At 56.4% G+C, this 14,830-nt stretch carries 13 protein-coding genes; all 13 read left to right on the top strand.

From position 1 onward, the window contains the following. Window positions 1-45 precede the first annotated feature (45 nt). Complete coding sequence (locus tag YERSI8AC_RS19725) at window positions 46-1,557, top strand: sugar ABC transporter ATP-binding protein (RefSeq protein ID WP_022521940.1); 1,512 nt, start codon at window positions 46-48, stop codon at window positions 1,555-1,557. Continuing rightward, window positions 1,550-2,575, top strand: coding sequence for an ABC transporter permease (locus YERSI8AC_RS19720; protein WP_223828102.1), 1,026 nt, complete (start codon window positions 1,550-1,552; stop codon window positions 2,573-2,575). Before YERSI8AC_RS19725 ends, YERSI8AC_RS19720 begins: the two co-directional genes overlap by 8 nt. Window positions 2,576-2,689: 114 nt before the next feature. Continuing rightward, the gene (locus YERSI8AC_RS19715) at window positions 2,690-3,655 is read left to right on the top strand and encodes an ABC transporter substrate-binding protein (protein ID WP_159177363.1); all 966 of its coding nucleotides are present in this window, start codon (window positions 2,690-2,692) and stop codon (window positions 3,653-3,655) included. A 100-nt stretch (window positions 3,656-3,755) separates the two neighbouring features. Continuing rightward, a complete protein-coding gene (locus YERSI8AC_RS19710) occupies window positions 3,756-4,808 on the top strand; it encodes a sugar phosphate isomerase/epimerase family protein (protein WP_159177362.1) in 1,053 nt (350 codons plus the stop codon). A 58-nt stretch (window positions 4,809-4,866) separates the two neighbouring features. After that, complete coding sequence (locus YERSI8AC_RS19705) at window positions 4,867-6,030, top strand: Gfo/Idh/MocA family protein (protein ID WP_027956951.1); 1,164 nt, start codon at window positions 4,867-4,869, stop codon at window positions 6,028-6,030. Between the two features lie 43 nt (window positions 6,031-6,073). After that, window positions 6,074-6,844, top strand: coding sequence for an SDR family NAD(P)-dependent oxidoreductase (locus tag YERSI8AC_RS19700; RefSeq protein WP_159177361.1), 771 nt, complete (start codon window positions 6,074-6,076; stop codon window positions 6,842-6,844). A 35-nt stretch (window positions 6,845-6,879) separates the two neighbouring features. Next, a complete protein-coding gene (locus YERSI8AC_RS19695; RefSeq protein WP_159177360.1) occupies window positions 6,880-8,169 on the top strand; it encodes an ABC transporter substrate-binding protein in 1,290 nt (429 codons plus the stop codon). A gap of 66 nt (window positions 8,170-8,235) precedes the next feature. Next, window positions 8,236-9,168 (top strand): carbohydrate ABC transporter permease, encoded by a 933-nt coding sequence (locus YERSI8AC_RS19690; protein WP_008959440.1) that lies wholly within the window; start codon window positions 8,236-8,238, stop codon window positions 9,166-9,168. After that, window positions 9,165-9,992: a carbohydrate ABC transporter permease gene (locus tag YERSI8AC_RS19685; protein WP_159177359.1), complete on the top strand. Its 828-nt coding sequence runs from the start codon at window positions 9,165-9,167 to the stop codon at window positions 9,990-9,992. The genes YERSI8AC_RS19690 and YERSI8AC_RS19685 overlap by 4 nt, the downstream gene beginning before the upstream one ends. Before the next feature lie 13 nt (window positions 9,993-10,005). Beyond that, on the top strand, window positions 10,006-11,622 hold the full coding sequence (locus YERSI8AC_RS19680) for a glycoside hydrolase family 43 protein (protein ID WP_159177358.1): 1,617 nt from the start codon (window positions 10,006-10,008) through the stop codon (window positions 11,620-11,622). Between the two features lie 4 nt (window positions 11,623-11,626). Next, a complete protein-coding gene (locus YERSI8AC_RS19675; protein ID WP_159177357.1) occupies window positions 11,627-12,682 on the top strand; it encodes an ABC transporter ATP-binding protein in 1,056 nt (351 codons plus the stop codon). 68 nt (window positions 12,683-12,750) lie between these two features. Then, entirely contained in the window at window positions 12,751-14,157 is a 1,407-nt protein-coding gene (locus YERSI8AC_RS19670; RefSeq protein ID WP_159177356.1) for a sugar porter family MFS transporter, read from the top strand. Window positions 14,158-14,448: 291 nt separating this feature from the next. After that, window positions 14,449-14,748, top strand: a complete 300-nt coding sequence (locus YERSI8AC_RS19665) for a hypothetical protein (protein WP_022521951.1) — start codon at window positions 14,449-14,451, stop codon at window positions 14,746-14,748. The last annotated feature ends 82 nt before the right edge of the window (window positions 14,749-14,830 follow it).

The raw sequence follows: 14,830 nt of genomic DNA, 5'->3' as shown, positions 1-14,830 counted from the left end.
GATAAGCCCCCAACACAATAACAACAGACTTCATCAGGTGGCCTCATGCTGTTATCAGCGCGCAAACTCTGCCGCTCGTTTGGCGAAAACCAAGTGTTATTCGACGTTGATCTCGACCTGCAGGCGGGCGAAGTGCACGCCTTGCTGGGTGAGAACGGCGCCGGTAAATCGACCCTGGTAAAAATCCTGGCCGGTTACCTTCGCCCCACCTCCGGTGAGGTCCTGGTGGACGGCAGCCAACGGCACTATCGCTCCAGCGGTGAGGCAGAGGCCGACGGCGTGGTGATGATTCACCAGGAGTTGGCACTGGCGGAACAGCTCAGCGTAGAGGAGAACATCTTCTTGGGCCGCGAACTGCGCCGTGGAGTGTTTCTGGATCGACGAGCCATGCGGGAACGCAGCCGGACGGCACTGTTGGAGCTCGAAACCGACGTTGATCCACGTGCTCGAGTGAAAGACCTTAGCACCTCTGATCAGCAGATGGTGGAGATCGCCAAGGCGATCACCCGGGATGTGCGCGTGCTGATTATGGACGAGCCCACCGCCACACTGACGGAAAACGAAGTATCGGTGCTATTCGCACTCATCGACCGTTTGCGCCAACGTGGTGTGGCGATTCTGTATATCTCCCACAAGCTGCGTGAAATTGAGCAGATTGCCGACCGCGTGACGGTATTGCGCGACGGCCATTTGGTCGATAGCGGCTCCATGACTGGACGCAGCAAGGAAGAGTTGGCACGGCTGATGGTGGGGCGTGAGATCACTGAAATGTACCCACCGCGTACGCATCTCCCCTCCGATGCGCCGGTGGTGCTGGAAGCGCGGGATATGGTGGTGCCCGGGGCCGTTAAACAGGCCAGCTTTACCCTGCGCCAGGGGGAAGTGTTGGGGTTTGGTGGCATCGTGGGCGCTGGCCGAACCGCGCTGATTGAAGCCGTGCTGGGTCTGCGCAGTAAAAGCGCCGGTCAGGTGCTACGCAATGGTCAACCGGTGGTATTGCGACACCTGCGCGATGCGGTGCACCAACGAATTGCTTATCTCACCGAGGATCGCAAGGGCAAAGGCTTGGTGCTCAATATGGATCTGCGCTCCAACGTTACGTTGCTCAATTTACGCGCTCACTGCCATCCGCTTATTGACCGCCGGCGTGAAGAGCAGGCCTTTCAACAGGCCATCCAGCGCTTCGATATCCGCCTGCGGACGGCAGCGCGCACCGCTGCCGAACTCTCCGGCGGTAACCAGCAGAAGCTGCTGCTCGCCAAGGTGATGTCCATTGCCCCTGAAGTCGTGATTATCAATGAACCGACCCGGGGCATCGATGTGGGAACCAAGCACCAGATCTATCACTTTATCCATGAATTAACCGAGGCGGGCTGCTCGGTGATATTGATCTCTTCAGAAATGGGCGAGCTGATCGGCCTTTCCCACCGGGTGGCGGTAATGTGCGCCGGGGTACTCACCGGGGTGCTTGAAGGCGAGCAAATAAACGAACACGAAATCATGCAGTACGCATCCGGCATTAAGGGAGCAGAGGTCGATGAGCAGCGTCATGGCTAATAACAAAACGACTAATAAAGCAGCTAACCAAATGATCAAGCAAAAAGGCTTCGCCATAGACCTGAAAACCTGGGGGCCCTTTGTAGCACTGGTGGTTCTGGCGCTACTGGGCGTGCTGATTAATCCGGCTTTTCTAGGGCTGGATAATCTCTCCAACATGCTTACCCGCAGTGCCTTTATCGGCATTATTGCCATTGGCGCTACCTTTGTAATTACCGCCGGCGGGTTGGATCTTTCGGTAGGGGCAATGGCGGCCTTTATTGCCGGGGTGATGATTATTTTGATGAACAGCCTCGTCGAGCAGTTTGGCGCCGGGCTGACCACCGTGCTGTTCGGCGTGGGTGCCTCGCTGCTGCTGGGGCTGTGCGCTGGCTTTATCAACGGCATGGTGACTACCAAAGGCAAAATTGAGGCGTTTATTGTCACCCTCGGCACTATGGGGATTTACCGCTCACTGGTCACGTACCTCGCCGATGGCGGCACCCTCACCCTGGACTGGGCAGTGCGTGATATCTATCGGCCGATGTATTACGGCAGCTTCCTGGGCATCACCATTCCGGTCTGGGTGTTTCTATTTGTCGCCATTGTTGGCTACATTCTGCTCAACTACACCCGCTTCGGGCGCTACTGCTTTGCCATCGGCTCCAATGAAAAAGTGGCCGAATACAGCGCTATTCACGTCGATCGCATCAAAACCATGACCTACATGCTGCAGGGTGTGTGCGTGGCTTTGGCGACAATTATCTATGTGCCCCGGCTGGGCTCTGCATCGGGTGCCACCGGGGTACTCTGGGAGCTTGAGGCGATTGCCGCGGTGATCATCGGCGGCACCATGCTCAAGGGCGGGCATGGGCGTATCTGGGGCACGGTGGTGGGCGCCATCATGCTCACCATGATTGGCAATATTCTCAACTTGACCGATGCCATTTCTAACTATCTCAACGGGACGGTGCAGGGGATCATCATCATTGTGGCGGTCTACCTGCAGCGTGCCTCGTGGAGAAAAGCAGCGCCTTAAGGCACTGAAAAGAATGTAAAAACCAGAAAAACGTTCGCAACATCAACCCTTAGCAGCTCGCAACGCAGCAAGTAAAAACAGCAAAACAATTACAAACACGAAAGGAGCATCACTATGCGAACCATCAAGACAGCAGTGAAGGCCTGCGTCACTACTGCAGCACTCACTTCAGCAATAGGGCTCTCCGGCGCCGCGGTTGCCCAGGAGTACACCATCGGTGTCTCCATTCCCGCCGCCACCCATGGTTGGACGGGGGGCGTTAACTACCATGCCGAAGAGGCCAAAAAACGCCTCGAGGAGCTCTATCCTGACATTGAGATCACCATCTCCACAGCGGGCACGGCGGGAGAGCAGGCCAATGATCTAGAAGACTTGGTGTCGCTGCGCAACATCGACGCGCTGGTGGTGCTGCCGTTTGAGTCTGGGCCACTGACCGATCCGGTGCGCCGGGTTAAAGAGTCTGGGGTGTTCGTCACCGTGGTAGATCGAGGCCTGACGGAAGAGGGGATCCAGGATCTCTATGTAGCGGGGAATAACCATGAACTAGGCCGCGTTTCCGGTGAGTACATCCGCGAACGCCTTGATGATCAGGGCGACATTGTGGTGCTGCGCGGTATTCCCACGGTGATCGACGATGAGCGGGTGCAGGGCTTCCAGGAAGCGATCGAAGGCTCCGAGGTCAACATCCTCGATATGCAGCATGCCAACTGGAACCGTGATGATGGCTTTGAAGTGATGCAGGACTACCTATCGCGCTTCGACAATATCGACGCCGTCTGGGCCCAGGATGACGATATCGCGCTAGGGGTAATTGAAGCAGTGCGCCAAGCGGATCGTGAAGACGAGCTGTTTATCGTCGGCGGGGCGGGCATGAAGGACATTATTAAACGGGTGATGGATGGTGATGAGCTGGTGCCAGTGGACGTGTTGTATCCACCTGCCATGATCGCCACCGCCATGGACCTGACCGTACAGCACTTTGTCTCCAATGGCCCGGTGTTGGGTGAGTACATTCTAGGCTCGCCGCTGATTACCCAGGAGAATGCCGAGCAGTACTACTTCCCCGATTCGCCGTTCTGACCGCGTATTGATTGCGTAGTGATTAATAGGCGCGGGTAAAAGCACCATCCCAACCCGCGCCTACCCAAGCACTTAATCCAAACGATATTGAGAGAGTCCTATGAAAACAATCAAAGGGCCAGCGCTCTTTCTCGCCCAGTTCGCCGGTGATGAAGCCCCCTTTAATAGCCTCGACAGCATTGCTGCTTGGGCGGCGGGGCTTGGGTATCAGGGCGTGCAGATTCCCAGCTGGGATGCACGCATGATCGATCTCAAACGTGCTGCCGAGAGCCGCACCTACTGCGATGAGATCAAAGGCACACTGGCCGAACACGGCTTGGCGCTCACCGAACTCTCCACCCATCTTCAGGGCCAGTTGGTCGCCGTACATCCCGTTTATGACGAGATGTTCGACGGCTTCGCGGTGCCCGAAGTGCGCGGAAATCCCAAGGCGCGCCAGGCCTGGGCGGTTGATCAACTAAAGCTGGCCGCCAAGGCATCGCAAAATCTCGGCCTCACCGACCACGGCACCTTTTCCGGGTCGCTGGCGTGGCCGTTCATCTATCCCTGGCCCCAGCGTCCGGCGGGTTTGGTCGAGACGGCGTTCGACGAGTTGGCGAATCGCTGGCGGCCGATTTTGGATGCATTTGATGAAGCGGGCGTGAACCTCTGCTACGAGATTCATCCCGGCGAAGACCTGCACGACGGCATCACCTTTGAGATGTTCCTTGAGCGGGTCGGTAACCACCCCCGCTGCCACATCCTTTACGATCCCAGCCACCTGATCCTGCAGCAGCTCGACTACCGCGGCTTTCTGGACGTGTATCGCGACCATATTCAGATGTTTCACGTTAAGGACGCCGAGTTTAACCCCAGCCCCAAGCAGGGCGTTTATTCCGGCTATCAGTCATGGACAGAGCGCGCGGGGCGCTTTCGCTCCCTGGGCGATGGCCAAATCGACTTCAAGTCGATCTTTTCCTGGATGGCGGCCAACGACTATCACGGCTGGGCGGTGCTGGAGTGGGAGTGCTGCTTGAAGCATCCGGAAGTCGGCGCCCGTGAAGGCGCGACCTTTATTCGCGACCACATTATTGAGGTCACCGAGCGGGCGTTTGACGATTTTGCCAGCGGCGGGTCTGACGACGCTGCCAATCGCCGCATCCTCGGTCTTTAATAACGCGCCTCAATTAATTCAACCCCATTAATTCAACGACAGCGGAGGGCAATACGACATGAGCAATCAACACGACACGCCGCGTCGGCTGCGCCTGGGCATGGTCGGCGGTGGCCAAGGAGCGTTTATCGGCGGGGTGCACCGCATCGCCGCGCGGTTGGATGACCATTTCGAACTGGTTGCCGGGGCCTTTGCCTCTGACCCTGATCGCAGCCGGGCCGCCGCCGCGGAGCTGCACGTTGACGCCGAACGCGCTTACCCCGACTACCAGACCATGGCCGAAGCGGAGCAGCAGCGGCCGGATGGCATCGATGTGGTCGCCATTGTGACCCCCAACCATGTTCACTTCGACGTAGCGCGCACCTTTTTAGAAGCGGGTTTTCACGTCATCTGCGACAAGCCGATGACGATCACCCTGGACGAGGCGCAAACCCTCGCCGAGCTGGTGGAACGGACGGGGCTGTTCTTCGGTTTAACCCATAACTACTCCGGCTACTCGCTGGTACGCCAGGCGCGTGAAATGGTCGCCAACGGTGAGCTGGGTGACCTTCGCGTCGTCCAGGTGGAGTACCCGCAAGATTGGCTCTCCACCCGCCTGGAAGAGAGCGGCGTCAAGCAAGCTGAGTGGCGCACCGATCCCAAACGCAGCGGCCCGGCAGGTTGTTTGGGTGATATCGGCACTCACGCCTACCACCTGGCGCGCTATGTGACCGGCCTGCAACTGGAGTCACTCGCCGCCGATATGCACACCTTTGTCGAAGGGCGAGCGTTGGATGACAACGTACATATGCTGCTGCGCTTCAAGGGCGGCGCGCGGGGCATGCTGTGGTCTAGCCAAGTCGCGCCGGGCAACGAAAACGGTCTGCAGCTCCGCGTTTATGGCAGCAAGGGTGGCCTTGCCTGGCGCCAGGAAACGCCCAATCAGCTAGTGCATTCGCCACTGGGAGAGCCGCCACGGATATTGACCCGCAACGGCCCAGGCCTGGGCGAAGCGGCCATGGCGGCTGCACGCATTCCACCGGGGCATCCGGAAGGCTATCTCGAAGCCTTTGCCCAGCTCTATCGCGATTTCGCTGTGCAAATTCACGCCCATCAACGGGGTGAGCGCGCTGAGGCGCTGGCGTTGCAAACCCCGGGAGTCGCCGACGGTGTCGATGGCCTTACGTTTATTACCCGCGCGCTGGCCTCGTCCGCTGCCGGTGGGCAGTGGGTGGATATTTAAAACGCGGTTAAAGCACGCCTAAAAGAAAGAGGTGGGAAACAATATGAATCAACACTCAGCGCGCTATACAAGCCTTGAACAGCGTGTGGTCTTTATTACCGGCGGCGGCAGCGGCATTGGCGCCTCGCTTACCCGAGCCTTTCATCTTCAGGGCGCGCGGGTGGTGTTTGTCGATATTAACGATGAGGCCAGCGAGGCGTTGGTCGAAGAGCTCCGCGTCGAGACCGGCGAGGCACCGCACTACCACCACTGCGACATCCGCGATGTGGCCAGCCTACAGCAGGTTATCGCCGAGACCGGCCAGGATCTCGGGCCAATCCATACCCTGGTCAACAATGCTGCCAGCGATGATCGTCACGCCTGGCAGGATGTGGATGTTGCTTATTGGGATGAACGTATGTCGCTCAACCTGCGGCCGATGTTCTTTGCTGCCCAGGCAGCGGCTGAGCAGATGATGCAAGCGGGCGGTGGCTCGATCATTAATTTTGGCTCGGTCAGCGTGCAGATGGCGCTGGGTGGATTACCCGCTTATGTCACCGCCAAAGCGGCGGCGCACGGCCTGACCCGCAGCCTGGCCCGGGAGCTGGGTGAGCACAATATCCGCGTTAATACCTTGGTGCCCGGTTCGGTGATAACCGAACGCCAGCTCGAAAAGTGGATTAGCCCTGAGGATGAAGTCGCCATTCAACAACGCCAGTGCCTAAAAATGCGTCTTGAAGCCCAGCATATCGCCCCCGTCGTGCTGTTTTTAGCCAGTTCTGAAAGCCAGGCGATTACCGGCCAGGAGTTGGCGGTGGATGCCGGCTGGGCATGAGCCCGCTAACGTTGAAATAATATTAGGAGAACATTATGCAGGTAGCTAACAATGACAACGTGTCCTGTTCACGTCCGCGTTCCTTAGCGCTAGCCATTGCCGTTACTGCTGCTTTGAGTTCAGGCGCAGCGGCGGCTGAGACCACGGTGACAGTATTAAGAATTGAGAGCAGCAGCGCTGAAAAGGACTACTACAACGAAGTAGTTGCCGCCTATGAGGCGGAGCATCCCGACGTTAATGTCGAGTTCGAATACCTTGCCAACGAAGCGTACAAAACGCGCCTGCCTACCATGCTGCAGTCCAGCCAGCGCCCGGATATCTATTACACCTGGGGCGGCGAAGGGCTGCGCGATCAGGTGGATGCGGGGTTTGTCCGCGACTTAACCGAGCCGATGCGCGATGGCTGGCAGGATATTTACCCTGAGTCCGCAGTGCGCGCCTTTACCCTGGATGATCGTGTCTATGGCGCGCCGCTCTACGCCACGGTGGTGGGTATCTGGGCGAACACCGCGCTGACTGAGCAAGCGGGGGTCGATGCAGAAGCGATTAAGACCTGGGCGGATTTTGAAAACGCCGTGGTGGCGCTGCGGGAAGAGGGCATAACCCCGCTGGTGGTCGGTGGTCAGGATGGCTGGCCGCTGCACTTCTATTGGGGCTCTTTAGTCACCCGCTTGGCCGGGGGGGAGGGCATCGAAGCGGCCAAAAGCGGTGACAACGGTGGCTTTAACGGCGAACCCTTTGTACGTGCTGGTGAAATGCTGCAGTCGTTGGTTGAGCTTGATCCTTTTCAGTCCGGCTTTATGGCCACTTCCTACGAGCGCGCCAGCGGCATGTTTGGCGATGGCGAGGCTGCCTTCCACGTGATGGGTGACTGGGATTATCTGCCTTCCAAACAGCGCTCGGTGAGCGGAGAGGGTGTTCCGGATGACGACTTGCGATTTATTCCTTTCCCAGAGGTCGCGGATGGTGAGGGCAACGCACAGAGTTTTGGCGGCATGAACGGTTTTGCTGTCACTCGTGACGCCCCCGACGAAGCGGTGCAATTCCTGCGCTTTTTACTCAATGCGGAGAACCAGCGTAAAGCGGCGGCGACGGGGATCTTTGTGCCGGTTGCCGAGGGCTCCGCCGAAGCGCTTGAAACCCCCTATGCCCGCCGCGTCGCTGAAATTCTCGATGAATCCGACTTCCACCAAGTGTTCCTGGATCAAGCGCTGGGAACGTCCGTAGGCGCGACGATTAACGATATTAGCGGCGACCTCGCGCAAGGCGTTATTACTCCGGAAGAGGCCACAGCGCGGGTCGAAGAAGCCTGGCAGTTTAGATGATCCACCCGCTAAAAGAGCACGCGCGTTAACGCCCGTGCTCATCCATGCTCTGCCTCGGAGTTTGCCATGACCACGCTTGACCGAACCGCCGTGCCGCGGAGAGGGAATGCTGACCGGGTGAAGAAAGGTTTGGTGAGCGGTAAATTCACCGCGCTATTAATCCTGCTTCCACCGGCGTTAATCCTTTTTTCGCTGTTCGTCATTCTGCCACTAGCGGATGCCGTCTATTACAGCGGTTTCTCCTGGAATGGCTACGGTGCGCCCAGTGACTTTGTCGGCTCGCAAAATTATCAGCGCCTGCTTGATCACTCGGTGTTTCATACCGCGCTGTGGAATACCGCCAAACTGATACTGGTATCACTACTGATTCAGATGCCCCTGGCACTGGGGTTAGCACTGTTGGTGTACCGTAAAACGCCCACCAATACTCTGTTTAGGCTGGTGTTTTTCCTGCCCTACATCTTGGCGGAAGTGGCCGCGGGGCTCATCTGGAGCTTTGTTTTTGACGGCGACTACGGCATTACCAGTTCGCTGTTGCATGCCATGGGCCAGGAGTCGGTATATGTACTGGCCGACCACCAGTGGGCGTTTCCGGCGATTATGACCGTGATCGTTTGGAAGTACTTTGGTTTCCATATGATGATCTACATTGCCGCCCTGCAGAGCGTGCCCAAGGATCTGGTTGAAGCCGCCAAGCTTGAAGGGGCTAAACCCCGCCAAGTGGCGCTTTTTGTACAAATCCCGCTGATTAAGCATGCCATCGTGGTGAGTGGTTTCTTTGCCATTATCGGTTCGCTACAGATTTTCGACATTATTATCCCGATGACCAACGGCGGCCCCTCTAACTCGACTCATACCATCGTTACCTACCTGTACAGCTTCGGTCTCTCACGGCTCAATATTGGCTTTGGTAGCGCCGCTGCGGTAGTGCTGTTTGTGCTCGCTATCGGAATCGCCTTCTTCTACCAACGCACCACCGGCAAGGGGAGTAAGGCATGAAAAGTATCACTACCCGTAACACCCTGCGCGTGATCATTCTGATCGTGGTGGCGAGCGTGGTGATCGGCCCCCTGTTAGCGGCGTTTTTCGGTGGCTTTAAGGGCAATTCTGAGCTGCGCACCAATCCGCTGTGGCTGCCCGATAGTTGGGATGCCGGTAATTACATCGGCATCCTGATGGACGGCAATTTCTGGCGCTATTTGGGTAACTCTTTCTTCATCTCGTTAATGACGGTGTTTTTAACCCTGGTGGTGGGGGCCGCTGCGGCTTACGTGTTTTCGCAGATCCGCTTCTTCGGCGCCAAGTTGATCCTCTCCTATCTGCTGCTAGGGCTGATGTTTCCCTTCGCGGCGGCCATTTTGCCGCTGTTTATCAAGGTGCGGGATTTGGGCCTGCTGGATACCTATTGGGCGGTGATTCTGCCCCAGACGGCATTTGGTTTGTCGCTAGCCATCCTGCTCTTTAAGGCCTTCTTCGACCAGCTGCCTAAAGAGCTGTTTGAAGCGGCCTATGTGGATGGGTGCAGCTATTTGCGCTTCTTCTGGTCGTTCACGCTGCCGCTCTCGACCCCCATTTTGGCCACCGTGGGCGTGTTTGTGTTTGTGCAGAGCTGGAACAACTTCCTACTGCCGTTAGTGGTGCTCAACGACCGCTCTATCTACACCTGGCCACTGGGTATGATGCAGTTCCAAGGGGAGTACCTTACCCAGTGGAACATGATTCTAGCCTTCGTGACCTTGACCATCATACCGGCGGTTATTTTCTTTCTCGCCGCCCAGAAGTACATCGTGGCTGGCCTGACCGGCGGCTCGGTTAAGGGATAAAGGAGGATCCATAATGAACGATATTATTCATAACCCGATTCTGGCCGGGTTCAATCCTGACCCCTCTATTTGTCGGGTAGGCGACGACTACTACTTGGCCACATCGACCTTTGAGTGGTACCCAGGCGTTCAGATCCACCACTCCCGCGACCTGGCTAACTGGAAGCTGGTCACACGGCCGTTGAGCCGGGCCAGCCAGCTGGATATGCGCGGCAATCCAGATTCCTGCGGGATCTGGGCGCCCTGTTTGAGTTTCGCCGACGGCCTATTTTGGCTGGTCTACACCGATATGAAGCGTTACGAGGGTAACTTTAAGGATGGCCATAACTACCTGGTCACTGCCCCGCATATAGAGGGCCCCTGGAGCGATCCGGTCCATCTCAATTCGAGCGGCTTTGACCCTTCGCTATTTCATGACAGCGATGGCCGCAAGTGGCTGATTAACCTGCAGTGGGATTATCGCCAGCGGGAAGGGCGGGATCGCTTCGGCGGCATTGTGCTGCAACAGTACGATCCTGAGCAACGACGCTTGGTGGGCGATATCAACAATATTTTCGCCGGTACCGAACTGAAGCTCACAGAAGGTTCGCATCTCTACCGGCATGATGGTTGGTACCACCTCTTGGTGGCCGAGGGCGGCACTGGCTACCAGCATGCGGTGACCATGGCGCGTTCAAAAACGCTGACAGGCCCTTACGAGGTACATCCCAACAATCCACTTCTGACGAGTCGAGATGATCCTGAAAACCCGCTACAGCGGGCTGGCCATGCAGATTTGGTCGACTCCCCTGAAGGTGATACTTACTTGGTGCATTTATGCAGCAGGCCCCTGCCAGGCACCCGGCTATCGCCGATGGGGCGCGAGACCGCTATTCAGCGCGTGGAGTGGGGTGAAGATGGCTGGCTACGGCTCGCTGAGGAGGACAATGCACCAGCGTTAAAGATGGCGATGAGTGGGGTGACGCAGAAGCCGCCTGCTCATGCAGAGCGCTACGAGTTCAAATCAGCAACGCTACCCGATGCATTTCAGTGGCTGCGTTCCCCCTATCCGGAAAGGCTGTTTTCGCTCACCGAACGGCCCGGTTACCTACGTCTTTTTGGCCGTGAGTCGGTAGGTTCCTGGTTTGAGCAGGCGTTAGTGGCGCGCCGCCAGGACAGCATCTACTGCAGTGCCGAAACGACTCTCACCTTTGAACCCGAGGATATTCAGCAGTTTGCCGGGCTTATCGCCTACTACAACCGCTTCAAGTTCCACTATTTAGCGGTGACCTTGAACGATGCAGGCGACAAGGTGCTCAGCATTATCAGTTGCCTGGATGATTGGCCGAACGGGAACTTGAGTATCGCCGAAGAAGGTGTCCGCCTTACCCCAGATGCCAAGATTCGGCTTGGGCTGGATATCCACGCCCGGGAACTGCGCTTTCGCTATGCCCAGGGAGGTCAGCCCTGGCAATCGATTGGGCCAGCATTAGATGCTGGCCTGCTTTCCGACGAAGGCAGTGGTCGTGCCCACGGCTATTTCACCGGCAATTTTCTAGGCATGGCCGCCCACGACATTAGTGGACGTGGCACTCCCGCTGATTTCCAGGCGTTTTGCTATCGCCGTGCCCCTCTTTCAGAGACGAGATAAGCTCATGGCTGAAGTAACACTACGCGACATTGAAAAGACGTTTCATGGCAAAACCACGGTAATCCCTGATTTAAATCTGCATATCGAAGATGGCTCTTTCACCGTGCTGGTTGGGCCTTCTGGCTGCGGAAAATCCACCTTGCTGCGTATGATTGCAGGCCTGGAGACCGTGACTCAGGGCACGATCACTATCGGCGGCGAAGACGTTACCACCGCCGAGCCGAGTGACCGGGACATTGCCATGGTCTTTCAGTCTTACGCGCTTTATCCGCACATGACGGTCGCCCGCAATATCGACTTCGGCATGCGGCTGGCAAAAGTGCCCACCGAAGAGCGAGAAGCCAAAGTGGCCGAGGCCGCGCGCTTGCTCAATCTTGAGGATCTGCTCGAGCGTAAACCCGCGGAGTTATCCGGTGGGCAGCGCCAGCGGGTGGCGATAGGGCGCGCCATTGTGCGCAGCCCCGGTGTATTTCTCTTCGACGAGCCGCTCTCTAATCTGGACGCTTCGTTACGCAACCGCATGCGGGTCGAGTTGGCCGAACTGCATCAACGGCTCGAGACCACCATGGTGTATGTCACCCACGATCAGGTCGAGGCGATGACCCTGGCCGACTGCATTGTGGTAATGAACGCTGGGCAGATTGAGCAAATGGGCAAGCCCATGGCGCTTTATCAACGCCCCGAAACGCTGTTTGTAGCTGGTTTTATTGGCTCGCCGAAAATGAATTTGATCGAAGGTGAACTAGCGGCGGCTTACGGTGCCACCACTCTAGGCATACGGCCCGAGCATCTAGAGGTGAGCCGCGAGAAGGGCGAGTGGAAAGGACGTGTGCGATTCATCGAGAAGCTGGGTGCTGACTCTTTCGCCTATATAGATAGCGAGCAGACCGGCCCGCTCACCGTCCGTCTCTCTGGCGATGTCGATCTTAGCCATGGCGATACGCTTTTTATCACTCCCCAGCAGGCCCAACTCCACGCGTTTGATGCCGATGGAAAGCGGTTGCCTGATGGCGCGTTGCAGCAACCTTCAACCCGTCACGAAAGCTCCCTATATCACTGACGATTTTCAATTTTTCCAACTACCAATACGCAAAACAACGCTCAATAACAAATCCAAGGAGCTAGACAATGACAACACAAAGAACGCTAAGCCGCTCATCGTATATCTTGGTGATCTGTTGTATTGCCGCCATCGGCGGTTTCCTGTTTGGTTTCGACAGTGGCGTGATCAACGGCACTGTGGATGGCCTGCAGGCCTCTTTTAACTCCGATAGCGCAGGCACGGGCTTTAATGTGGCGTCGATGCTACTGGGCTGCGCGATCGGTGCTTTCTTTGCGGGTCGCCTGGCGGATCGCTTTGGCCGTCGCACGCTGCTGATCGTGGCGGCGGTGTTCTTTCTGATCAGCGCCTGGGGCTCCGGCGTTGCCGGTAGCTCGATGGAGTTTGTGATCTATCGCATTCTCGGTGGGCTTGCCGTAGGCGCCGCCAGTGTCATGACCCCGGCTTATATCAGTGAGGTAGCACCATCGGCCTACCGAGGACGCCTAGCCACTATTCAACAGGTGGCGATTATTTCTGGCCTTTTTATGGCATTTTTGAGTAATTATGTCTTGGCCTATGTAGCGGGCTCGGCCATGTCAGAACTATGGTTTGGCTTCGCGACCTGGCGTTGGATGTTCTGGATTGAATTGATACCGGCTTCTGTTTTCCTGGTGGCATTGCTGTTTATTCCTGAAAGCCCGCGCTACCTGATCAGCACCGGTAAGCAGGGCGAAGCCCGCCGTGTGCTTGGGTTAGTAATGCCTGAGCGTGATGTCAGCAGCAAAATTGATGAAATTAATACCACTCTGGATCAAGATCACAAGCCACGGTTGAAAGATGTGATCAACCGTTCCACGGGCAAGATACATGGCATCGTCTGGGTGGGTATTGGCTTGGCGGTTTTCCAGCAGTTGGTGGGCATTAACGTCGTTTTCTACTATGGCGCAGTGCTATGGCAGTCAGTGGGTTTCTCCGAAGGCGATGCGCTGCTGATCAACGTGATTTCGGGCGCTGTGAGTATTGGCGCTTGCCTACTGGCGATTGCGCTGATCGACAAAATTGGCCGCAAACCGCTGCTTTGGAGTGGTTCGGTTGGCATGGCGGGGACACTGGCGTGCCTCTCCTATGCGTTTTCTACAGCGACGATGGTGGATGGCAGCCTACAGTTATCGAGTGATATGGGCGTATTTGCACTGCTGTGCGCCAACCTTTATGTGCTGTTTTTTAACGCCTCGTGGGGGCCGGTGATGTGGGTCATGCTGGGTGAAATGTTCCCCAATCAAATGCGCGGCTCGGGGCTGGCGATTGCTGGTCTTTTCCAGTGGCTGGCCAACTTCGGTATCACCATGACCTTCCCGATTATGCTGGCATCTATTGGCTTGTTTGGGGCCTACGGGTTTTATGCGATCAGTGCCGTTGCCTCTGTCTTCTTTGTTATCTACTTCGTCAAAGAGACGCGCGGGAAAGAGCTCGAAGAAATGGCTTACGAGTAAGTCACTTTCACTTTGTTGCCCCGATTGCATGATTAACCGGGGATCATGTGTCTATTTTAAACAGTATAAGTCTAGTTTTTGTTAATAAAATCAAAGGGTTGGCGTGTGTTTAAAACATATAAGCAATTGTTTAACAATGCTTTTTGTTAACTATTGGCACAGGCTGGCACGGGCACTGCAATGCAGTAGGTAAGAGTGGAACAGGTAGGACGATCTGACGCTCTTACTCATTAAACCCAGTGCGATGCTCGCACAGATGTTTAAGTAGCAACGTTTGATAGGAGCAGTATCATGATGAAGACGGAATCTCTCAAGAAACTTGGCATCCTAGGTGTATCATTTGGCCTGTTGGCCAGCCCACTTGCGTTTGCTCAAGTGGACAGCAGTGACGAGTACGAAGAACCGACCCCGCAAGAAGAAACGACGCAGGATGATCAAGGTACCTACAACAGCTACGACACTGAGCAAGATAAAGGTTCGGATGTAGGCACTGAGTATGAAGAGGAAGAGCAAGAATTCACTTACGAAGAAGAGGAAGAGGAGCAAGAAGTACCCGCCACCGATGAAGAGGAGGATGATTCCGGCTGGTAATTGCAATCTTTAAGGAATAACTTTTCTCGGGCTCAAGGATGAGTCGACGGATGCCCCGCCAACTGCGGGGCATCTTTGTATG

The organism is Halomonas sp. 113, assembly GCF_904067645.1.
Taxonomy (GTDB): domain Bacteria; phylum Pseudomonadota; class Gammaproteobacteria; order Pseudomonadales; family Halomonadaceae; genus Vreelandella; species Vreelandella titanicae.
The sequence above is the reverse complement of the archived record's forward strand: the minus strand, read 5'-3'. Positions and strand labels throughout refer to the sequence as shown.